Source organism: Streptomyces sp. NPDC059477, from assembly GCF_042749375.1.
Classification (GTDB): Bacteria; Actinomycetota; Actinomycetes; order Streptomycetales; family Streptomycetaceae; genus Streptomyces.
Genome location: NZ_JBHYUG010000023.1, coordinates 31,698 through 52,294, shown reverse-complemented (window position 1 = coordinate 52,294; position 20,597 = coordinate 31,698). Strand labels below are relative to the sequence as shown.

22 protein-coding genes are annotated in these 20,597 nt (G+C 71.7%); 16 read left to right on the top strand and 6 right to left on the bottom strand.

Annotated features, from left to right (window positions below; translation table 11 throughout):
- Positions 1 to 43 precede the first annotated feature (43 nt).
- Positions 44 to 826: a PepSY domain-containing protein gene (locus ACFXAZ_RS14835; RefSeq protein ID WP_384589794.1), complete on the bottom strand. Its 783-nt coding sequence runs from the start codon at positions 824 to 826 to the stop codon at positions 44 to 46.
- A gap of 124 nt (positions 827 to 950) precedes the next feature.
- Here ACFXAZ_RS14835 and ACFXAZ_RS14830 point away from each other — a divergent pair, with 124 nt between their 5' ends.
- The gene (locus ACFXAZ_RS14830) at positions 951 to 1,634 is read left to right on the top strand and encodes a response regulator transcription factor (protein WP_384589791.1); all 684 of its coding nucleotides are present in this window, start codon (positions 951 to 953) and stop codon (positions 1,632 to 1,634) included.
- The gene (locus ACFXAZ_RS14825; protein WP_384589788.1) at positions 1,631 to 3,109 is read left to right on the top strand and encodes an ATP-binding protein; all 1,479 of its coding nucleotides are present in this window, start codon (positions 1,631 to 1,633) and stop codon (positions 3,107 to 3,109) included. The genes ACFXAZ_RS14830 and ACFXAZ_RS14825 overlap by 4 nt, the downstream gene beginning before the upstream one ends.
- 63 nt (positions 3,110 to 3,172) lie before the next feature.
- Here ACFXAZ_RS14825 and ACFXAZ_RS14820 read toward each other — a convergent pair whose 3' ends face one another.
- From ACFXAZ_RS14820 to ACFXAZ_RS14800, 5 genes are all read right to left on the bottom strand, one after another.
- A complete protein-coding gene (locus ACFXAZ_RS14820; RefSeq protein ID WP_384589785.1) occupies positions 3,173 to 3,649 on the bottom strand; it encodes a MarR family winged helix-turn-helix transcriptional regulator in 477 nt (158 codons plus the stop codon).
- Between the two features lie 92 nt (positions 3,650 to 3,741).
- Positions 3,742 to 4,536, bottom strand: a complete 795-nt coding sequence (locus ACFXAZ_RS14815; RefSeq protein ID WP_384589782.1) for an AIM24 family protein — start codon at positions 4,534 to 4,536, stop codon at positions 3,742 to 3,744.
- On the bottom strand, positions 4,533 to 5,183 hold the full coding sequence (locus ACFXAZ_RS14810) for an AIM24 family protein (protein WP_384589779.1): 651 nt from the start codon (positions 5,181 to 5,183) through the stop codon (positions 4,533 to 4,535). Before ACFXAZ_RS14810 ends, ACFXAZ_RS14815 begins: the two co-directional genes overlap by 4 nt.
- A gap of 1 nt (position 5,184) precedes the next feature.
- Positions 5,185 to 5,817 (bottom strand): AIM24 family protein, encoded by a 633-nt coding sequence (locus tag ACFXAZ_RS14805; protein ID WP_384589908.1) that lies wholly within the window; start codon positions 5,815 to 5,817, stop codon positions 5,185 to 5,187.
- A 110-nt stretch (positions 5,818 to 5,927) separates the two neighbouring features.
- Complete coding sequence (locus ACFXAZ_RS14800) at positions 5,928 to 6,347, bottom strand: MarR family winged helix-turn-helix transcriptional regulator (protein ID WP_384589905.1); 420 nt, start codon at positions 6,345 to 6,347, stop codon at positions 5,928 to 5,930.
- 398 nt (positions 6,348 to 6,745) lie between these two features.
- On the opposite strand from ACFXAZ_RS14800, the gene ACFXAZ_RS14795 reads away from it, so the two are divergent.
- The 14 genes from ACFXAZ_RS14795 to ACFXAZ_RS14730 all read left to right on the top strand — a co-directional run bounded on the left by ACFXAZ_RS14795 (position 6,746) and on the right by ACFXAZ_RS14730 (position 20,433).
- A complete protein-coding gene (locus tag ACFXAZ_RS14795; RefSeq protein ID WP_384589776.1) occupies positions 6,746 to 7,717 on the top strand; it encodes an alpha/beta hydrolase in 972 nt (323 codons plus the stop codon).
- Between the two features lie 292 nt (positions 7,718 to 8,009).
- A complete protein-coding gene (locus ACFXAZ_RS14790) occupies positions 8,010 to 9,035 on the top strand; it encodes an endo alpha-1,4 polygalactosaminidase (protein WP_384589773.1) in 1,026 nt (341 codons plus the stop codon).
- A 285-nt stretch (positions 9,036 to 9,320) separates the two neighbouring features.
- On the top strand, positions 9,321 to 9,665 hold the full coding sequence (locus ACFXAZ_RS14785; RefSeq protein ID WP_384589770.1) for a DUF3817 domain-containing protein: 345 nt from the start codon (positions 9,321 to 9,323) through the stop codon (positions 9,663 to 9,665).
- Positions 9,662 to 9,967: an MTH1187 family thiamine-binding protein gene (locus ACFXAZ_RS14780; protein WP_384589767.1), complete on the top strand. Its 306-nt coding sequence runs from the start codon at positions 9,662 to 9,664 to the stop codon at positions 9,965 to 9,967. The genes ACFXAZ_RS14785 and ACFXAZ_RS14780 overlap by 4 nt, the downstream gene beginning before the upstream one ends.
- Positions 9,968 to 10,167: 200 nt before the next feature.
- Entirely contained in the window at positions 10,168 to 10,938 is a 771-nt protein-coding gene (locus ACFXAZ_RS14775; protein WP_384589764.1) for a hypothetical protein, read from the top strand.
- Positions 10,939 to 11,072: 134 nt separating this feature from the next.
- Positions 11,073 to 11,729, top strand: a complete 657-nt coding sequence (locus ACFXAZ_RS14770) for a DUF4166 domain-containing protein (protein ID WP_384589902.1) — start codon at positions 11,073 to 11,075, stop codon at positions 11,727 to 11,729.
- Positions 11,726 to 12,376, top strand: coding sequence for a TetR/AcrR family transcriptional regulator (locus tag ACFXAZ_RS14765; RefSeq protein WP_384589761.1), 651 nt, complete (start codon positions 11,726 to 11,728; stop codon positions 12,374 to 12,376). The genes ACFXAZ_RS14770 and ACFXAZ_RS14765 overlap by 4 nt, the downstream gene beginning before the upstream one ends.
- A gap of 356 nt (positions 12,377 to 12,732) precedes the next feature.
- Positions 12,733 to 13,242 carry a MarR family winged helix-turn-helix transcriptional regulator gene (locus tag ACFXAZ_RS14760; protein WP_384589758.1) on the top strand — a complete coding sequence of 170 codons (510 nt, stop codon included), beginning with the start codon at positions 12,733 to 12,735 and terminating at the stop codon, positions 13,240 to 13,242.
- Between the two features lie 88 nt (positions 13,243 to 13,330).
- The gene (locus ACFXAZ_RS14755; RefSeq protein ID WP_384589755.1) at positions 13,331 to 13,669 is read left to right on the top strand and encodes a DUF3817 domain-containing protein; all 339 of its coding nucleotides are present in this window, start codon (positions 13,331 to 13,333) and stop codon (positions 13,667 to 13,669) included.
- 126 nt (positions 13,670 to 13,795) lie between these two features.
- A complete protein-coding gene (locus ACFXAZ_RS14750) occupies positions 13,796 to 15,496 on the top strand; it encodes a methylmalonyl-CoA mutase (RefSeq protein ID WP_384589752.1) in 1,701 nt (566 codons plus the stop codon).
- A 374-nt stretch (positions 15,497 to 15,870) separates the two neighbouring features.
- Entirely contained in the window at positions 15,871 to 16,848 is a 978-nt protein-coding gene (locus ACFXAZ_RS14745) for a tetratricopeptide repeat protein (protein ID WP_384589749.1), read from the top strand.
- A gap of 675 nt (positions 16,849 to 17,523) precedes the next feature.
- The gene (locus ACFXAZ_RS14740) at positions 17,524 to 18,159 is read left to right on the top strand and encodes a DUF6230 family protein (protein ID WP_384589746.1); all 636 of its coding nucleotides are present in this window, start codon (positions 17,524 to 17,526) and stop codon (positions 18,157 to 18,159) included.
- Positions 18,160 to 18,335: 176 nt separating this feature from the next.
- A complete protein-coding gene (locus tag ACFXAZ_RS14735; RefSeq protein WP_384589743.1) occupies positions 18,336 to 18,965 on the top strand; it encodes a DUF6114 domain-containing protein in 630 nt (209 codons plus the stop codon).
- Positions 18,955 to 20,433 carry a hypothetical protein gene (locus ACFXAZ_RS14730; RefSeq protein WP_384589741.1) on the top strand — a complete coding sequence of 493 codons (1,479 nt, stop codon included), beginning with the start codon at positions 18,955 to 18,957 and terminating at the stop codon, positions 20,431 to 20,433. Before ACFXAZ_RS14735 ends, ACFXAZ_RS14730 begins: the two co-directional genes overlap by 11 nt.
- The last annotated feature ends 164 nt before the right edge of the window (positions 20,434 to 20,597 follow it).

Below are 20,597 nucleotides of genomic sequence, written 5' to 3'. Positions count from 1 at the left end.
CTCTTGGATCGCCCCCGCCGCCCAGCCGCGCTGTTCCGGTCCGTCAGTCGTCGTCCCCACGGTTGTCCGAGGCGTCGTCGGAGGAATCGTTCGCCCCGTCGTCGTTCGTGCCGTCGTCCGCCGAGTCGCCGTCCGCCCGGTTCGTGCCGTCGTCCGACCCGTCGTCGTCCGCCCGGTCCGACCCGTCGTCGTCGCTCCGGTCCGCCGTCACCGTGCCCGACTTCGTGTTCACGGTCCAGTCGGACTCCGTGCCCTTGGGGTCCGAGACCTCTACCTCCCATGCGACCGCGCGGTCATCGTCGTCGAGGTCGATGGACGTCACGAAGCCCTTCGCGGCGGCGGCGGTCGCGGCCTCGGCGGCGCTCACACCGGCGCCCTGCGCGGCCTTCCGCTCCTCGGCGTCATCGTCGTCGTCCTGGCCGCTCCGGCTGTCCAGGATCTGCCCCGAGGCGGGGTCGACGTACACCGTGTACGAGGTGTCGCCCTTGCCCAGGACGTCCACCTCCCAGTGCAGGCCGGCGGGGCCGTCGTCGCCGTCGTCCTCGTGGTCGAGGTCGGCCGACACCGCCGTGCCCGGCCGCTCCTTCAGCGCCGCCTCGATCGCCTGCGCCGCCGTGACCTTGGCGCTGGCCGTGTTCTTCGCCTCCGTACCGTCGTCGTCGCGGTCGTCGTCGTCCTCCGCCGGCAGCGTGACCGACGACGCGGGCGAGGTCGTCGTGGACGGTGCCGCCGAGCCGCCGTCGCCGCTTCCCGCGAAGGCCAGCGTGGCCCCGCCGCCGATCACGGCCGTCGCGGTCAGCGCGGCGATGACGATGTTGCGCTTCATGGAGTTCCTCCCCGTAGCTGGGCGTCGGTTCGTTCCGACGTCCACCAAGCTGCCTGGAGCCACCTGAAGCCACGCTGAAGGCACCTGAAGATCACTTCAGCTTCGGTCTGGGAACCTGGTGCGCATGCGGCTGCTGATCGTCGAGGACGAGAAACGACTCGCGCTGTCCCTGGCCAAGGGCCTGACGGCGGAGGGCTACGCCGTGGACGTCGTCCACGACGGCCTGGAGGGTCTGCACCGGGCGACCCAGACCCCGTACGACCTGATCGTGCTGGACATCATGCTGCCCGGCATGAACGGCTACCGGGTCTGCGCCACCCTGCGGGCCGCCGGCCACGACGTGCCGATCCTGATGCTGACCGCCAAGGACGGCGAGTACGACGAGGCCGAGGGACTGGACACCGGCGCCGACGACTACCTCACCAAACCGTTCTCCTACGTCGTCCTGGTCGCCCGGGTCCGCGCGCTGCTGCGCCGCCGGGCGCAGGCCAAGGGCTCCTCCCCGGTGCACACGATCGGGGACCTGAGGATCGACACCGGCGCCCGGCGGGTGCTGCGCGGCGCGGACCCGGGCGACCAGGACGAGATCGCGCTGACCGCGAAGGAGTTCGCCGTGCTGGAGCAGCTGGTGCTGCGCCGGGGGGAGGTCGTCTCCAAGGCCGAGATCCTCGAACACGTGTGGGACTTCGCCTACGACGGTGATCCGAACATCGTCGAGGTGTACGTCAGCGCCCTGCGCCGCAAGCTCGGCGCCGGGCTGATCCGGACCGTGCGGGGCGCCGGATACCGGCTGGAGGCGCCGAGGTGAGCCGTCCGTTCGCCTCCGTACGGGCGCGGGCGACGCTCGGCGCCACCCTGGTCGTCGCGGTCGCGCTGGTCGCCGCCGGGGCCGCCGTGCTGTTCTCGCTGTACGCGAATCTGACCGGCCAGGCCGGTGCGGACGCCGAGCGCAACGCCCGTACGGTCGCCGCCGACCTCGCCGGCGGAGTGCCGTACCGCGATCTGCAACTGGACGACCAGGACGAGCCGGTGCAGGTGCTCTCGGCCGACGGCACGCTGGTCGCGGCGACCGACGGCCTGGAGCGGATCAGCGGCACGGCCACCGGCCAGGTGCGGCCCAGCCCCCAACCGTCCCCGACGCCCACGCCCACGGCCGGGGGTGAGGACGACGATGACGACACCGAGGCCGACACCGAGGCCGACGATGTCGGTGATGACGACGGTGGGAGTGGGAGCAGCCTCGGGCCCGGTGAGATCGGGGACGCGGCGCCGTTGTCCAACGGCTCCGCGACCATCGACGGCCGGTCCGGGGACTACCGCTTCGCGCGTGTCGAGGTCGACGTGCCCGGCCAGGGCACCTTCACCGTGTTCGCCGGAGCCCCGCTGGCCACCGAGCAGAGCGCCGTCGACACCGCGCTCAAGGTCATGCTGGTCGGGTTCCCGCTGTTGCTGGGGATCGTCGGTGGGGTGACATGGCTGGTGACCCGGCGGGCCCTTCGGCCCGTCGAGGACATTCGGCAGGAGATGGCCGAGATCACCGCCTCGGAGGATCTGACCCGGCGGGTGCCGGAACCCGACACCCATGACGAGATCGCCCGCCTCGCCCGCACCACCAACGAGACGCTGGCCGCGCTGGAGACCTCCGTGGACCGGCAGCGCCGCTTCGTCGCCGACGCCTCGCACGAACTGCGCAGCCCCATCGCCTCCCTGCGCACCCAGCTGGAGGTGGGCGCCGCCCATCCCGAGCTGCTGGACGTGCCGGGCGCGGTCGCGGACACCGTACGGCTTCAGCATCTGGCCGCCGATCTGCTGCTGCTCGCCCGGCTCGACGCGGGGGAGCGTCCGCTGGACGCGCGGGTGGATCTGGCGGCGCTGGCCCGGGAGGCCGGGGCGGATCGCCCCGGGGTGCGGGTCATGGCGGAGGAGCCGGTCGAGCCGGTCGAGGTCGCCGGGTCGCGGAGCCAGCTGGAGCGGGTGCTCGGCAATCTGCTGGACAACGGGCGGCGGCACGCCCGCAGCGAGGTCACGGTCAGCGTCCGCACGGCGGGCGGCAAGGCTGTGGTGGAGGTCGCCGATGACGGGGACGGGGTGCCGGAGGCGGACCGGGAGCGGATCTTCGAGCGGTTCGTCCGGCTCGACGACGCCCGCAGCCGCGACGACGGCGGCGCCGGGCTGGGTCTGGCCATCGCCCGCGATGTCGCCGTACGGCACGGCGGCACGCTCACCGTGGCAACGGCCCCGGCGGGCGGAGCCCTCTTCACCCTCCGGCTGCCGCTCGCCTAGGGACGCCCGGTGGGCGGCCACCGGACAGGCCCGGTGGGCTGCCACGCCCGGGTGGGGTGGTGGTCAGGGGCGTCCGCGCTGTCCCCGTAGATGGTCCGCGATCGGCTTGAGGGACTTCTCCAGTTCGGTCAGGGACTCGGGGGGCAGCAGGTCGATGAAGTGTCTGCGGACGGATGCCACATGATGCGGGGAGACCTTGCGCATGATCTCCATGCCGTGGTCGGTGAGGACCGCGTACAGCCCCCGGCGGTCGGACTCGCAGTTCTCCCGGCGCACCAACTGCTGGTTCTCCATGCGGGTGATCTGGTGCGAGAGGCGGCTCTTGGACTGGAGGGTGGCGGAGGCGAGATCGCTCATCCGCATCCGCAGATCCTCGGACTCGGAGAGATTCACCAGGATCTCGTAGTCGTTCATCGTCAGGCCGAACGGGTGCAGGTCCCTTTCCAGCTGGTACGTCAACAGCTTGTTGACCTCCAGATGGGTGCGCCAGGCACACTGCTCCGCATCGGTCAGCCAGCGCGTGGCCGTCTCGGTCTCCATGAATGAAGTCTACCTAAAAAGTTGAAAGGCGAACTAGTAAGGGTGGTGTGACGGTGCGCACGCGTTCGATGTCACACTCCGCAGACTACCGCTCACAGCCCGAAGCGACGCTGGAGGTCTCCGAGCTGTCCGGGAAGGCGCGGTGCGCCGCCTTGCGCTCCGTGCCCGCCGGGCGCCCCGCCGCCGGGCACCCCCGCCTGATGCGGGACCGCCCCCGTGCTCTGCTCGGCCAGCAGCGCCTCGGACGACTGGAGCAGGACCGTGCCGGCCCCGACGAACTCGAACTGGTGCTCCTCCCCGGAGGCCCCGCCCAGGCCCGTCATCGCACGTAGACCGCCCATCAGACCTGTCATATAGCCGTGGTCGTAGTGATGGCACGGCGAGGGGCAGTCGGCCCAGCCGACGAGGGCCTGTGGGTCCACCCGGATCGGGGGTTCCATGAACACCACCGGACCGTTCGAAGCGGCCACGAACTTTCCGGTTCCGATCAGGGTCAGAAAGCCCGGCACGATCGACTGCTTCAGAGCGAGAGTTGGCTGAAAAGCGAGCAGATTGCCGGAGCGAATGGTCAGATTGCCGTCTTCGAGGTCGAACGAATTCACATCGAAGGCCCGGTCGGCGAGGAGCATCTTGCCGCTGCCCTCCGCCACCACCCAGTCCGACGCGTGCAGAGGCGAATGGAACGAGGTCCGGACCAGCCGGTCCAGCCGGCCGTGCCCGATCCCGTTGAACTCGATCGCGCCGTAGTACGCGATCATCTTCCCCTTCTGGAGAAACCACTGGGAGCCCTTCAGCTCCACGCAGAAGGTGTACGCGTTGACGTTGTCGTCGACCGGCAGGGTCATGGGGTCGTGCACGACGGGACCCGCACCCGGATAGGCGGTCACAGCTTGTCCTCCGATGCCTGCACATACACCGCGCCGTTGCCGCTCAGCTCCAGTTGGAACGCCTCGCCGGAGCCACGGCCCACCATGTCCCGCCAGCCGAGGGCGGTCGAGAGCTTGTTGCGCACGTCGCCGTGGTGGGCGACGTACGCCTGCGGGTCGACATGGACCGGGCGCTGGGGGGTGATGGGGATCTCGAAGACCCCGCCGTGCGCCATCACGGCGACCGCGCCGTGGCCCTTCAGGGTGGTGGTGAACAGGCCCTGGCCGGAGACCTGGCCACGGACCATGCCCATGACGCCGCCCTGCGCGCCGAGAAACATCGTGCCCTGCTGGAGGGTGCCCTCGAAGGCGAGCAGCCGGTCCGCCTCCACGTACAGGGTGTCGCCCGCGAGGCCGATCACCTGGATGTGGTGCCCGCCGTGCCCGAACAGCACCGTGCCGTTGCCCTCGACGGTCATCAGCGGGGTGTCCTCGCCGGCCACCCGGCGCCCGATCATCGACCTGACGCCGCCCTGGCCGCCCGCGATGCTGGGCGTGAAGCTCACCTCGCCCCGGTAGGCGAGCATCGCGCCGCGCTGGCTGAACAGCCGCCCGCCCGGCGTCACGGTCGCCTCGATCATCTTGGAGTTGATCTCACGGAAGGTCATCTCACACATCCCCCGCGATCGTGTTCCGCTCGCTGGGCTGGACGTAGACCAGGCCGTCGCCCTCGAAGCGGATCTGGAAGGCCTCCCCGCCGCCCTCGCCGAGCAGGGTGCGGAAGGTCACCCCGGACTGGAAGGACTGCCGGAGATTCCCCTGGTGCGCCACATACGCGCCCGGGTCGACGGTCAGCGGGTACTGCGGGCTCACCCGCAGCAGCACGGCCGGGCCGTCCGAGGTGATCGCCGCCTGGCCGTGTCCCTCGACGGTCGTCGTGAACAGGCCGTTGCCCTGGGTCGCGCCGCGCAGGCCCGTGAACGAGGTGCCCGTGCGCAGACCGGCGTCGGTCGCGAGCAGGTTGCTCGACTCCACGTACAGCGTGTCGCCCTGGAGGCTGACGAGATTGATCTCGGAGGCCCGGTCCGCGAACCAGCACATGCCCTGGCCGCGCACCTCCATCACGGTCATCTGCTCGCCGGTGAGCCGCCGGGTGACCATCCCGCGTATGCCCTCACCGCCGCCGCTGAGCTTCTTGAAGGCCATCTGGCCGTCGTAGGCCACCATCGAGCCGTTCTTCGCCTTCACGGCGTCCCCGGTCATCTCGACGGCCAGCACCTTGCTGCCTTGAAGTCGAAACATCGCCACGAAAGGGAAGGTAGACCCAGCGACGGTCCGGCGAACAGGGCCCAGGGGTGGAGACCCACCCTGAACCGCCCCCTAGGGAATCCGATCGACCGACCCCGGGGTTCCTAGCCCCGGCTCACGTTCGCCGTCAGCAGCCGCAGCAACTGTTTGGCCGTCGCATCCTGTTCCGGCGTCAGCGCCATCGCGTCGCCGATGCCCACGGGCACGCCGCGCGCCCTCTCCCGCAGGCGCGCGCCCGCGTCCGTGAGTCGGATCACAACGGACCGCTCGTCCTGCGCCCGGCGCTCCCGCCGGACCAGCCCGTTCGCCTCCAGCCGCTTCAGCAGCGGCGACAGCGTGCTCGACTCCAGCTGGAGCGCGGTACCGAGAGCGCCCACGGAGACCGCGTCGCGCTCCCAGAGCGCCAGCATCGTCAGGTACTGGGGGTACGTCAGCCCGAGCGCGTCCAGCAGCGGGCGGTACCGGGCGGTCACCGCGCGGGAGGCGGCGTACAGGGCGAAGCAGAGCTGGTCGTCCAGGAGCAGGGAGCCATCGCCCGGGCCGTCGCCCTCGGGCCGCACGCCGGTCGAGCCCTCGCGCTCCACGCCGGTCGCGATACCGGCGTCGCTTCCGGTCCCGGCGTCGCTTCCGGACCTGGCGTCGCTTCCCGACCCGGCGTCGGTCCGCGCCCCGGTCTCGCACTTCTCGCTGGTCACGGCTGCCTCCTTGGGTGGCTCGGGTGGCTCGGGTGGCTCGGGCGACTCGGTGTGCTCCGGCGGGTGTCGGTCCCGTGTCCGTCCACCCTACCGTTCGGGTTTCTCTCAATTTTATCGTGCCCTAATAAGTTGCGCACGATCTAGTCGCACGCTACTTTCGTAGGGTGCCGCGTCCCAGGGCGACGGACAGCCGGTCCGGCCCACGGCACCGATCCGAGGAGGTCGTCATGTCCGACACCACCGCGCCCCGCCCGGTCGTTCTGGAACCCGCCGCGAAGGCGTTCGCCGAGGCCACCGCCAATCCGCCGTTCCTCTTCCAGGTTCCGCCCGCCGAGGGCCGCAAGACCGTCGACGAGGTGCAGTCGGGTGACATCGCCAAGCCCGAGGTCGACGAGGAGTGGGTCACGGTCGAGGGCGGCCCCACCGGCAGCGTCCGGGCCCGGATCGTCAAGCCGAAGGGCGCGCGGGGCCCGCTGCCCGTCATCGTCTACATCCACGGCGCCGGGTGGGTCTTCGGCAACGCCCACACCCACGACCGGCTGGTCCGCGAACTCGCCGTCGGCGCCCGCGCGGCGGTGGTCTTCCCCGAGTACGACCGCTCCCCGGAGGTCCGCTACCCCGTCGCCATCGAGCAGAACTGGACGGTCGCCCGCTGGGTCGTCACCGACGGCGCGAGCAAGGGCCTGGACGCCGGACGGATCGCCGTCGCCGGGGACTCGGTCGGCGGCAACATGAGCGCGGCCCTGACCCTGATGGCCAAGGAGCGCGGCGGGCTCGACCTGGTCCAGCAGGTGCTGTTCTACCCGGTGACCGACGCGAACTTCGACACGCCGTCCTACCACCGGTTCGCCGAGGGCTACTTCCTGCGCCGCGACGGCATGCGGTGGTTCTGGGACCAGTACACGACCGACGAGAAGCAGCGCGCCGAGATCACCGCCTCCCCGCTGCGCGCCACCGTCGAGCAGCTCACCGGGCTGCCTCCGGCACTGGTCATCACCGGCGAGGCGGACGTCCTGCGCGACGAGGGCGAGGCGTACGCCGCCAAGCTCCGCGAGGCCGGGGTGGCGGTGACGGCCGTGCGCTACCAGGGCATCATCCACGACTTCGTGATGGTGGACGCCCTGCGCGAGACCCGTGCCGCCGAGGCCGCCATCCAGCAGGCCGTCGCCGCCCTGCGCACGGCGCTCGGCACGGACTGAACGGTCCCAGCCCCCGGCGCAGTCCCCGTCCGCGTCCCTGTCCGGCTCCGCAGCCGCCCTGGGGCATCTCCGTCCCGCCGCACGGCCATCTCCGTCCCGCCGCACGGCCATCCCCGTCCCGCCGCACGGCCGTCCCCGTCCCGCCGCATGGCCGTGCATGGCCGCGCACGGCCATGCACGGGACGAAGGAGGCCCAGGGCGCGGTGCGTCGGGGCGTTGGGGCAGCATCATGGGCGTGCGCGTGTACGGCAGCAGTGCCCCGCCCGTCCCCCCGACCGAGGAGCCCCGCCCGATGCCCCACCGTCTCCGTCCCGCCCTCCCGCGCGTGCTGACGGCGCTCACCCTGTGCGGCGTCCTCGCCCTGAGCGGCTGTTCCGGCTCCGGCTCCGGCTCCGGCGCCCCGGACCGGGCGGACGGCTCCACCCGCGAGGCCACCGCCGACACCACCCCTGACGCCACCGCCGATACCGCCAGTACCACCCCTGACGCCACGAAAGACGCCACCCCCGCCCCCACCGCCGACACCCCGGTCGCCACCACCCCGGCCGCCACCCCCGACGCCACCACCGCGCCCCCCGCCCCCACCCCGTCCGGCGGCGGCGTCACCCTCCCCACCCCCGGCATCGGCTTCGACTACCAGATAGGCGGCGCCTACCCGCCCCCCAAGGGCGTCGGCGCGGTCTCCCGGGACCGCAGCGCCAAGCCCGCCCCCGGCCTCTACAACATCTGCTACGTCAACGCCTTCCAGGCGCAGGCCGACGCCACCGGCTGGTGGCAGGAGCACCACCCCGATCTGCTCCTGCGCACCACCGGCGGCGCCCTCGTCATCGACGAGAACTGGGACGAAGTCCTCTTCGACATCTCCACCCCCGCCAAGCGCGAGCGGCTCGCCGGGATCGTGGGGGAGTGGTTCGACGGGTGCGCCGACTCCGGGTACCAGGCCATCGAGGCCGACAACCTCGACTCCCACGAACGCTCCAAGGGGCTGCTCACCGCCGCCGACGACTTCGCCTTCGCCGAACTGCTGATCGCCCGCGCGCACGCCGCCGGCCTCGCGATGGGCCAGAAGAACGCGGCGGAACTGGCCGCGCGGGGACGCGCGCTGGGCTTCGATTTCGCGGTCGCCGAGGAATGCGGCCAGTACGACGAGTGCGCCGCCTACGCGCGCGCGTACGACGACCGGGTCTTCGTCATCGAGTACGAGCGGGCCGGACTCACCACCGCCTGCGGCACCTGGGGCGACCGTCTTTCGGTGGTTCTGCGGGACCTGGACGTCACCCCGCCCGGCACCCCCGGCCACGAACGCCGAACGTGCTGACGCCGCCCCCGCTGATCCGCTGATCCGCTGAACCGGCGATCCGGTACCCGCCGGGGCCGCCGTACGCGCCACCGCGCGGGTGATGCCCCCCCGCCCGCCGACCCGCCCGCCCCCCGTCCGCTCCCCGCCCGACCCCCGTCCGACCGGCCCGCACCCGCCTGCCACAATGGGGGATCGTTTGTGCTTCCGTTCACAAAGCCGCCGGTCCGTGCCGGGCCGGCCACCGGAGGCACCGAGACACCCCCGACGTACCCCGACATACCCCCGACACAGCGAAGGTGACCCGTGGACATCAAGACCGCCGGCGCGCTGCGCCGCCTCCGCCTGGTCTCGGCCCCCGAGGCCATCTCGTTCCTCTTGCTGCTCGTGTGCTCCGTGCTGAAGCGGACGACCGACTTCGACGCGGTGCCCGTGATGGGCATGGTCCACGGCGTGCTGTTCGTCCTGTACGTGATCTTCTGGGCCGACGCCTGGAACCGGACCAAGTGGCCGCTCGGCAAGGCCGCCCTCTACTTCGTCCTGTCGATCCTGCCCACCGGCGGTTTCTTCGCCGAGCGGATGCTGAAGCGGGAGGCCGAGGACGCGGTCATCGCCTCGCGCGTCCGCAATGAAGGGGTCGTGAACGCGTGATCGTCGCCTTCTCCGTGACACCGCTGGGTGTCGGCGAGGACGTGGGGGAGTACGTCGCCGACGCCGTGCGGGTGGTCCGCGCGTCGGGGCTGCCGAACCGCACCGACGCCATGTTCACGTCCATCGAAGGCGAGTGGGACGAGGTCATGGACGTCGTCAAGCGTGCCGTGGCCGCCGTGGAGGAGCGCGCGCCCCGCGTCTCCCTGGTCCTCAAGGCGGACATCCGGCCCGGCGTCACCGACGGCCTCACCGCCAAGGTGGAGACCGTGGAACGGCACCTCTCGGCCGAAACGGGCGACTGACGCCGACGGCATCCGAGGCGCCCCGCCTCACATCCGGAAAACCCCAGCCCCCTCAAGGGCCGGGGTTTTCTCGTGTCTGGCGATCCCCATGACCGAGCATCGCCGCCCTCGTTATTGAGCACTCGCTCAAAAACAGCTACCCTCACCCCCACAGAGTTTGAGCACTCGCTCAAACCCGCAGCTGAACGAGGGGACGCGTCATGGGAGCCGGCGGAGCCGCAGCGCTCTACATAGAGACCCGCATCCGCACCGACCTCGACACACTCTGGTCGGCGACCCAGGAGCCGTCCCGGCATCAGCGCTGGGACCTGCGCTTCACGGAGATCGACCACCTCCCGCGCGGCGACGGCGAGCCGCAGCGCTTCCGCTACGCCACCCGCGTGCCGCCCTTCCTCACCATCGCCGGGACCGGGGTGTCGGCCGGGGAGAAGGAGCGCCCCGACGGCACCCGCACCTCCGCCCTGCGCTTCGCCTGCCCGCATCCGCTCTCCCCGCTCGCCGAGGGCAGCGGCTACTGGCGGTACGTCCCCGACGGCGACGGCGTGCGCTTCCTCACCGGCTACGACTACCGCCCCCGCTGGGGCCGCTTCGGCGCCCTCGCCGACCGCCTGCTGTTCCGCCCGCTGATGGGCTGGGCCACCGCCTGGTCCTTCGACCGGCTGCGGCTCTGGCTGGAGCGCGGGATCACCCCCGAGCGCGCCCTGGTCAACTGGCTCGCGGAGATCACCGTGCGGGCGCTGGTGATCATGGTGGCCGTGACCGGGCTCGGCCTGGAGCCGTTGCTGGGGTCCTTCGGTCCGTTCGCCGCGCCGATGGCGTATCCGCTGCCGGTGCTGTTCCTGACGGGCGTCTGCCTGGCGCTGTTCCTGCCGCCCCGGGCCGGTACGCCCGCCGCCCGCCGCTGCCTGCGCCTCCCGGCCACCCGGGTGCGGGCCCCTCGGCTGCTGTGCGCGCTGGAGAACCCGCGATGACCGCGACGAGCACGGTGACCGCGACGAGCACGGTGACCGCGATGAGCACGGTGACCGCGACGAGCACGGCGACCGCGACGAGCACGGAGACCGCGCCGCCCCCGGCCACCCCCGCCTCGATCTTCCGCACCGCCATGGGCCCCGCCTTCGACCGGCTCCACCCGCAGCTGCGGCGACGTTTCTCCGTCGGGCTGGACAGTGGGGAGGCCTGTGTCGGCCGGGGCGTGATGGACCGGATCTGGCACGGCGGGGCCTTCGTCAAGCCGTTCCTGGCGCTCGGCGCCACCCGCAACATCCTGGTCCCGCGCGAGGGCCGCCGGGTCCCCTTCACCATCGAGAACGTGCCCTACGCCGACACCTTCGGCCGTGAGACCGTGACCTTCGTGCGCACCTTCGCTCTGCCCGGCCGCCCCCGCCGCTTCGACGCCCAGATGGTCCTCGGCCCCCAGGGCGACCGCGTCCTCGACTACCTCGGCACCCACCAGCACCTCGCCACCGACCTGCGCTTTCACGCCGAGCCCGATGGCTCGCTGCTGATCCGGTCCGGCGAGCACCGGTTCCGGGAGGGGCCGGTGGACGTCCGGGTGCCCGCGCTGATCGGAGCGAGCGCGGAGGTCAGGGAGTCGTACGACGAATCCTCGGGGCGCTTCCGGATCCGGGTGCGGGTGGTCAACGAGCGGTTCGGGCCGCTCTTCGGGTACGAGGGCAGCTTCACCGCGACCTACTCCGACGTCCGCCGTGACGGCGTACGGGCCGGGCTGCGGCCGGTGCGCGAGGAGGTCCGCGCGTGAGCCCCGAGACCGCGAAGTCCCTGGAGACCAAGACCAAACTGCTGGACGGCGCCCTGCGGGTCCTCACCGAGCAGGGCATCGCCAAGATCTCGGCCCGTACGGTCGGGGCGGCGGCCGGGGTCAATCAGGCGCTGGTCTTCTATCACTTCGGCTCGGTGGACGAACTGCTGGCGGCGGCCTGCCGGTACGGTGCCGAGCGCTCGGTCGCCCGCTACCGCGAACGGTTCGCGGATGTCACCTCGCTGAGCGAGCTGCTCGCGCTCGGGCGGGAGATCCATGAGCGCGAGCGGACCGGGGGGCATGTGGCGCTGCTCGGCCAGTTGCTCGCCGGGGCCCAGACGCACGCGAGCCTCGGGCCCGCCACCAGTGCGGGGCTTGAGCTGTGGATCGTGGAGATCGAGGCGGTGCTGGGGCGGGTCCTGGTGGACACGCCGTTCGGGGAGTTCGCCGACGCGGCGGGGCTGGCGCGGGCGGTGGCGGCGTCGTTCGTGGGGATCGAGCTGTACGAGGGGGTGGACGCGCTGGGGGCGGGGGCCGCGCTGGCGGCTCTTGAGCAACTGGGCTTCCTCGTCGCCGCGTTGGAGGATCTCGGGCCGGTGGCCCAGCGGGCTGTGCGGCATCGGTTGCGGCGGACCGCCCGACGCTGAGCCGCGGGGCGGGGGCGGTTGCGCCGTGGGGGTGCGGGGCGGGGGCGGGGCGTGGTGGGTGCGGGGCGGTGTGCGGGTCGTGGTGGGCTGATCGCGCGGTTCCCCGCGCCCCTGGGTGGGGGGTGGTGCGCGTTCCTTGTCAGGTCGACGGGGTGCCCAGCGTGGCGAACGGGCCGATCCGCCGGCCCGCGCCGCCCACAGCGCGGCCAGGATCAGGGCGCCGGTCCACAGGCTCGCCTGGAGGTCGACCTGCCCGGCGGGCCCAGGGCGCCGCCGCCCGCGAGCGGGCCGGAGGGCGATACCGAAGGACGAGACAGAGCTGACCACGATATGACCGACGGGTAGGGTCTGATGCCGTGTCGAAGCCGCTCAGTCTCCCGTTCGATCCCATCGCCCGCGCCGATGAACTCTGGAAGCGGCGCTGGGGCAGTGTGCCGTCCATGGCCGCGATCACCTCGATCATGCGGGCGCACCAGATCCTCCTCGCCGAGGTCGACGCGGTGGTCAAGCCCTACGGTCTGACCTTCGCCCGGTACGAGGCCCTGGTCCTGCTCACCTTCTCCAAAGAGGGCGAACTGCCGATGTCCAAGATCGGCGAGCGGCTGATGGTCCACCCCACCTCGGTCACCAACACCGTCGACCGCCTGGTGAAATCCGGCCTGGTCGCCAAGCGCCCCAACCCCAACGACGGCCGCGGCACCCTCGCCGTCATCACCGACAAGGGCCGCGAGGTCGTCGAGTCCGCCACCCGTGACCTCATGGCGATGGACTTCGGCCTGGGTGTGTACGACGCCGAGGAGTGCACGGAGATCTTCGCGATGCTGCGGCCGTTGCGGGTGGCGGCGGAGGACTTCGACGAGGAGTGAACCGGGAGTCCGGGCGGCGGGGAATGGGGGCTTCCACCACGCTGACCCGCCGGAAGATCGCCCGGAACATGCCGATACGCTCGGCGGCATGAAAAAGAGCGTGCTGACCCGCTACCGCGTCATGGCCTACGTCACCGGCGTGCTCCTGGTCCTGCTGTGCCTGTGCATGATCGGCAAGTACGTGCTGGAGATCGACGGCGCCGACGACGCGACCTTCGTCGTCTCCATGGCACACGGGTGGCTGTACGTCGTCTACCTGCTCTTCGCCTTCGATCTGGGCTCCAAGGCGAAGTGGCCGGTCGGCAAGCAGCTGTGGGTGCTGCTCGCGGGCACCGTCCCGACGGCCGTCTTCTTCGTCGAGCGCAAGATCTCGCGGGAACTGGACGGCAAGGTCGAGCAGGGTGCTCCGGCGGCCGTGAAGGTCTAGGGCTGGTCCAGGCTCCCGGCGGATCGCCGGGACAGACCGGTGATCGGGACATACCGGTGATCGGGATGTATCGCCGATCCGCCCGCCGGTCGGCATTTATTTGGACATCCCAGTAAATTCGATGGCATGGATGCTGACGCCATCGAGGAGGGCCGCCGTCGCTGGCAGGCCCGGTTCGACTCCGCGCGGAAGCGGGAGGCCGACTTCACCACGCTCTCCGGGGATGCCGTGGAGCCGGTGTACGGGCCCCGGCCCGGGGACACGTACACGGGTTTCGAGCGGATCGGCTGGCCCGGGGAGTACCCCTTCACACGCGGGCTGCATCCGACCGGGTACCGGGGGCGGACCTGGACGATCCGGCAGTTCGCCGGGTTCGGGAACGCCGGGCAGACCAACGACCGCTACAAGATGATCCTGGCGGCGGGCGGGGGCGGGCTGTCCGTCGCGTTCGACATGCCGACGCTCATGGGGCGGGACTCCGACGACCCGCGCTCGCTCGGCGAGGTCGGGCACTGCGGGGTGGCGATCGACTCCGCCGCCGACATGGAGGCGCTGTTCCGGGACATCCCGCTCGGGGACGTCACCACGTCCATGACGATCAGCGGCCCGGCGGTCCCGGTGTTCTGCATGTACCTGGTCGCCGCGGAGCGGCAGGGCCTCGACCCGTCCGTCCTCAACGGCACGCTCCAGACCGACATCTTCAAGGAGTACATCGCCCAGAAGGAGTGGCTCTTCCAGCCCGAGCCGCACCTGAGGCTGATCGGCGACCTGATGGAGTACTGCGCCGAGCACATCCCCGACTACAAGCCGCTCTCCGTCTCGGGCTACCACATCCGCGAGGCCGGTTCCACGGCCGCGCAGGAGCTGGCGTACACGCTGGCCGACGGCTTCGGATACGTGGAGCTGGGCCTCAGCCGCGGCCTCGACGTGGATGTCTTCGCCCCCGGCCTCTCCTTCTTCTTCGACGCCCATCTCGATTTCTTCGAGGAGATCGCCAAGTTCCGCGCCGCACGCCGGATCTGGGCGCGCTGGATGCGGGACGTGTACGGGGCGAGGACCGACAAGGCGCAGTGGCTGCGCTTCCACACCCAGACCGCCGGCGTCTCCCTGACCGCGCAGCAGCCGTACAACAACGTCGTACGGACGGCGGTGGAGGCGCTCGCGGCGGTGCTCGGCGGCACCAACTCCCTGCACACCAACGCCCTGGACGAGACCCTCGCCCTCCCCTCCGAACAGGCCGCCGAGATCGCCCTGCGCACCCAGCAGGTCCTGATGGAGGAGACCGGCGTCGCCCATGTCGCCGACCCGCTGGGCGGCTCCTGGTACGTCGAACAGCTCACCGACCGCATCGAGGCCGACGCCGAGAAGATCTTCGAGCAGATCAAGGAACGGGGGCTACGGGCCCACCCCGACGGACGTCACCCGATCGGGCCCGTCACCTCGGGCATCCTGCGCGGCATCGAGGACGGCTGGTTCACCGGCGAGATCGCCGAGGCCGCCTTCCAGTACCAGCGGGCCCTTGAGAAGGGCGAGAAACGGGTCGTGGGCGTCAACGTCCACACCGGGTCCGTCACCGGGGACCTGGAGATCCTCCGCGTCGGCCACGAGGTGGAGCGCGAGCAGGTACGGGAGCTGGGCATCCGCAAGGAGCGGCGGGACGAGGCCGCCGTGCGGGCCGCGCTGGACGCGCTGCTCATCGCCGCCCGCGACGGCTCCCGCATGATCGAGCCGATGCTCACCGCCGTCCGCGCCGAGGCGACCCTGGGGGAGATCTGCGGGGTGCTGCGGGAGGAGTGGGGGGTGTACACCGAGCCCGCCGGGTTCTGACCGGGGGTTCAGGGGGGAGGCGCCGCGCCGGTTTGCCGGTCGGGCTCTGGTCCCGTCGCGCCCGGGAGGCCCACGAGCAGAGGCGGGCACGTGCCGTGCGGAAGATCACCGGAGGGTGCTTTCCCGGGGCCGGTCGGTCCCCTTTCGCTTCGGCTCGTAGCGAAAGCTCGGTGGAGGCCGTCGGCCGCGGCTCGTGCCGCCGCCCGTGCCGGACGTACGCGGCGGCGACCGGGCGGCGCGGGTGGGGACCCGGTGCCGTACGGCCTGCCCGGCGGGGGTCGGGAGGCACCCGGATCGGCCGGTGTTCCGCGGCCGGATCGGCCGGTGTTCCACGGTGTTTTCACACACGCGCGGGAACGGGGGAGGATAGACGCATGCAGCCACGGAACATGTCCATGAGCGGGGTCGTCGACCTCGCCGCGGTGAAGGCGGCCCAGGAGGCCAAGGCCAAGGCGGAGCAGACGCGCGCCGAAGCCGCCCGGCAGGGTGGGGGCGGTGCCGTCTCCCCGGCCGATCTCGTCATCGACGTCGATGAGGCCGGCTTCGAGCGCGATGTCATCCAGCGCTCCGCCGAAGTACCGGTCGTCATCGACTTCTGGGCGGAGTGGTGCCAGCCCTGCAAGCAGCTCAGCCCCGTCCTGGAGCGCCTGGCCGTCGAGTACGACGGGCGCTTCCTCCTCGCCAAGATCGATGTCGACGCCAATCAGCTGCTGATGCAGCAGTTCGGGATCCAGGGGATCCCCGCGGTGTTCGCCGTCGTGGCCGGGCAGGCGCTCCCGCTCTTCCAGGGGGCCGCCCCCGAGGCCCAGATCCGGCAGACCCTCGATCAGCTGGTGCAGGTCGCCGAGGAGCGGTTCGGCCTGACCGGGCTGACCATCGACCCCGACGCCGAGCCCGGCGCCGCCCCGGAAGCCGTCGCCGAGACACCCGCAGGGCCGTACGACGCCCTGCTCAACGCCGCCGCCCAGGCGCTGGACGACGGTGACCTCGCCGGTGCCGTCCAGGCGTACAAGAACGTGCTCGCGGACGACCCCGGCCACCCCGAGGCCACCCTGGGCCTCTCCCAGGCCGAGTTGCTCCAGCGGGTGCAGGGCCTCGACCCGCAGCAGGTGCGCAAGGACGCCGCCGACCGGCCCGCCGACGTCCAGGCCCAGATCACCGCCGCCGACCTCGATCTGGTCGGCGGACATGTCGAGGACGCCTTCGGGCGGCTGATCGACACCGTGCGGCGCACGGCGGGCGACGACCGGGACGCCGTACGGCTGCGGCTCCTTGAGTTGTTCGAGGTGGTCGGGGGCGAGGATCCGCGCGTGGCCGCCGCCCGGCGTGCGCTGGCGCGCGCCCTGTTCTGAGCCTCCGTCCGCTGTCCGTCCACCGTCCGTCAGTCGTCCGTCTATCGCCCATTTACCGCTCGTCCGGGGTGAGTTGTCCGGTGTTCCTGTGGTGTGGGTGCCGGAGGTGACACAAAGCGGCCGTGCTTTACCAAATCTTGGTAATCACGGCCGCTGTCACCGCATGTGGGTGGGGCCCGTCGTTGTGTCGGAATCTGTCCGGCGATCCGTGGATTGTTCTGCCCATCGGTACCACCCAGCGTCGTCGATCCGAACCCCTGTGTCGTTGTGTGGTCATCCGCCCGTTACCGGCCGGTAATGAACCCCCTTGTGCGGGCGACGAGAATGCACCACGATCGGCGACGCCCGGTCCCTTCCCGTTCCCCGGCAGCCGGCCGGGCCGCGGGACCTTCGGGGTCCCCACCGGGCAGAGCGGGCGGCGCCGCCGCCGGCTCTCGGGCAGGGGGGTCTTCGCCCGCCGGCGAAGCCTGTCCGGCAGGGTTGTGCGTGATGCGTGTCAGGCGCGACCAGTGGTTGTCGCTCGGGGGTGAACGCCGGTGACCGGGGCGCGGTTCGCGCCGCGGGGCGCGGGCGCTCTCCTTCCCGGGGACGTAGCACTTCTCCCATCCCTGCCGCGGTCGAGCCGCTTCCCCGGTGGGCCGGGGTCAGGAGATGTACGTCCGAGAAGGAGGAAATATGGAGTCCCAGGTGCGTGGTGGGACCAGATGGAGGCGGTTCGCCGTGGTCATGGTGCCGAGCCTGGCCGCCACGGCGGCGATAGGCATGGCCCTCGCTCAGGGTGCTCTCGCCGCGTCGTTCAGTGTGTCCGGGCAGTCGTTCAAGGTGACGACCAAGGAACTGGACGGCAAGGGCTTCGCCCAGTACGGGGCCCTCGACAACGGCTACACGCTGACCGGGCAGAAGGTGCAACACCCGGTCGCCGTCTCGGCCTTCAGGTCCGCCACCATCACGGACCTGTGCCAGTCCGTCGTCACCCCGAACGTCCCGGTGTTCGGGAAGGTCAGCCTGATCCTGCGCGCGGGTGGCAGTGGCGAACCGGTCGAGGCGACGAATCTGTACATCGACATCGCCCAGCTCGAAGCCGACGCCGATTTCAAGAACATCGACATCGGTGTGGCCGCCGGGAGCGCCGATCAGGGTCCGGGCATGAAGGGGGGCGGGGAGCAGGCCAACCGGTACGGCTTCGCCCAGCAGGCCGAGGAAGTCGTGCTGACGGACGTGGAGCAGACGGCATGGGCGACCACCGCCGGAACCTTCAAGCTCAGCGACCTGAGGATGTCGCTGTCGACGGATGCCGAGGAGTGCTTCTAGGCACCGGCTGACGGGCGGGGCCGCCGACGGTGACCCCGCCCACCGGCGTGCCCTCGCGCCCGCTCCGCGTGTTCTTCACGCGCGTTCACCGGTGCCGAAGAACCCCTTCACCGATCGCGCACACCAGCGCGGTACAACTCTCCACCACAGCAACGCCGTTCCAGGGAGACGTTTCGATGAGCGCCGAGACTCCAGCCGCAGTCGGCAGGTTCACCCGCCGCAGGCTCCAGTTCCGTGGCTGGCGGGGCTCCCGGCCGTTCTGGGCCGGGCTGTTCGTCATGCTCGGCGGACTCCCCATCGCCTACTTCCCGTACGCGAATCTCCAGATCGGCCATCTGACACTGGCGATGGCGACCACCGCGGGGGCCGGGTCGCTCATCATCGGCGTGCTGCTCGTCGTCCTGGGCTTCAGCCTCTGGCTCCAGCGGCATGTGCGCACCTTCGCGGGGGTCGCGGCGATCCTGCTGGCGCTGGTGTCCATCCCCGTGTCCAACTTCGGCGGCTTTCTGATCGGCTTTCTGCTCGCCCTCGTCGGCGGCGCGATGGCCGTCGCCTGGGTAGAGGGCGAGCCGGCCGCGCCCCAGGAGCCGGTACGGCAGGACACGGCGCGGGATCCCGTACGGCAGGACGCGCCGCGCGAGCCCGTACGGCAGGACGTGACCGGCAAGGGCGGCGCACCCGGGAGCGAGACCGCCGGGGCCGCGTCCGCCGGGGTCACCGACGTGCCGCGCCAGGCGGGGGAGCGCGACGGCCTGCCGGGACCGGCCCCGGCCCATGAGGCGAACGGGAGGCACAGTGCCGGCTGACGAGGTGGCCCCCGGGACCGGTGCGGAGGGGGCCCGGGTCAGCACCGGGCCGCGCCACGCGGCGCCCAGGAAGCCGCTGTTCACCAGGTTCCAGGTGCCCGCCGGGAAGGCCATCGCCCTGGCGGCGATGCCGACCGCGGTCCTCATGGGGATGGGGTTCACCCCGAGGCTCGCCCTCGCCGAGGACCAGCCGGTCTCCCTCGGCCTGACGGCCGACGAGCTGACGGCCGACGAGTACGCGGCCTGCCTCAGCGCGCTGGAGAACGCCGGGAAGGCCACCGAGGGGCCCACCGAGCCCGCTGAGGAGCCCACCGAGCCCGTGGAGGGGGCAACCGAGGAGCCCGCCGGGGACGGCCTGTCCGCCTCGCCCTCCGCCTCGGAGACCTCCCCCGCGCCGGCGCCCCCCGAGGCCCCCGACGGCGGCTCCGGCGACCCGCGGTCCGCCGACGGTGGCGAGGACCCGCCGGGCGACGCCCCTTCGCCGGATTCAGGTTCCGACGACAGGGCCGAGCCCACCCCGTCCCCGACGCCCCCCGGCGGATCCTCGCCCTCGCCGTCGCCCGCGCAGAGCGGCGGACGGGGCGGCGGTCTGCTGGACACCGTCGGCGACGTCATCGACGGAGTGGTCGACGGGATCGCCGACGGCCTCACCGGGGGCGGCGAGGACGACCCCGCGAGCCCCGGCCCGACGCCCCCGCCCTCCGGCGGCACCGACGAGGACGACCAGCCGGGCGACCCGGCCGGCCCCCAGGACGACGGCCCCGGCGACGACGACTCCGACGACGACTCCGACGACGACTCCGGCGACGACTCCGGGGAGAACGACTCCGGCACCGACGACTCCCGCACCACCCCCGGCGGCGACCCCACCGAGCCGACCGGGGAACCGGCCGAAGACTCCACCGAGCCCGCGGACGAACCGCCCGAGGAGCCCACCGCCTCCCCGAGCCCGACCCCCACCCCCAGCGCCTCAGCCGGTGTCGACCTCGACGACTGCCCGCTCGCCACCGACGCCGAGGGCGGTGTCGACAACCCGATCCCGGTCCCGGACGACCCCTGGTACCTGAACGCCAGTTCGCTGCTGCTCAAGGGCGCCGACTACCAGGGCGTCGTGGAGGTGGAGACGGCGAGCGGGACCCGCAAGAAGGTCCTCAAGTACGTCGTCTCCGGCGGCACGGACATCGGCGATCTGCACCAGACGGTGCGGGACGAGCAGGTCGGCGCCACCTATCACGTACAGGCGGCCGAGGGCTCCACCTCGACCATCCGCGACGGCGACACCGTGATGTACACCGAGAAGATCTCCGGCAATCTGCTGGGCCTGATCCCGGTGGAGTTCAGCCCCGAGAACCCGCCGCCGCTGAACATCCCGCTGCTCTACTTCACCGAGGTCACGGTGGTCCAGGCGGCCCAGTTCGGCGGTGATCTGCACATCCCGGGCATGCAGATGTACACCACCCCCGACTGACGCTCACCGCCGTCATCGACCGACGCTCACCGCGTCGTCGTACAGCCCCGTCCGGGAGCCGCACACAGCCGAGGGCGCCCCTGAAACCAGGGGCGCCCTCGGTGTCGTACGAAAGCCCTCCGCGCGGGACGCGTCACCAAAGCCTCGCGCGTGGGACGGGTACG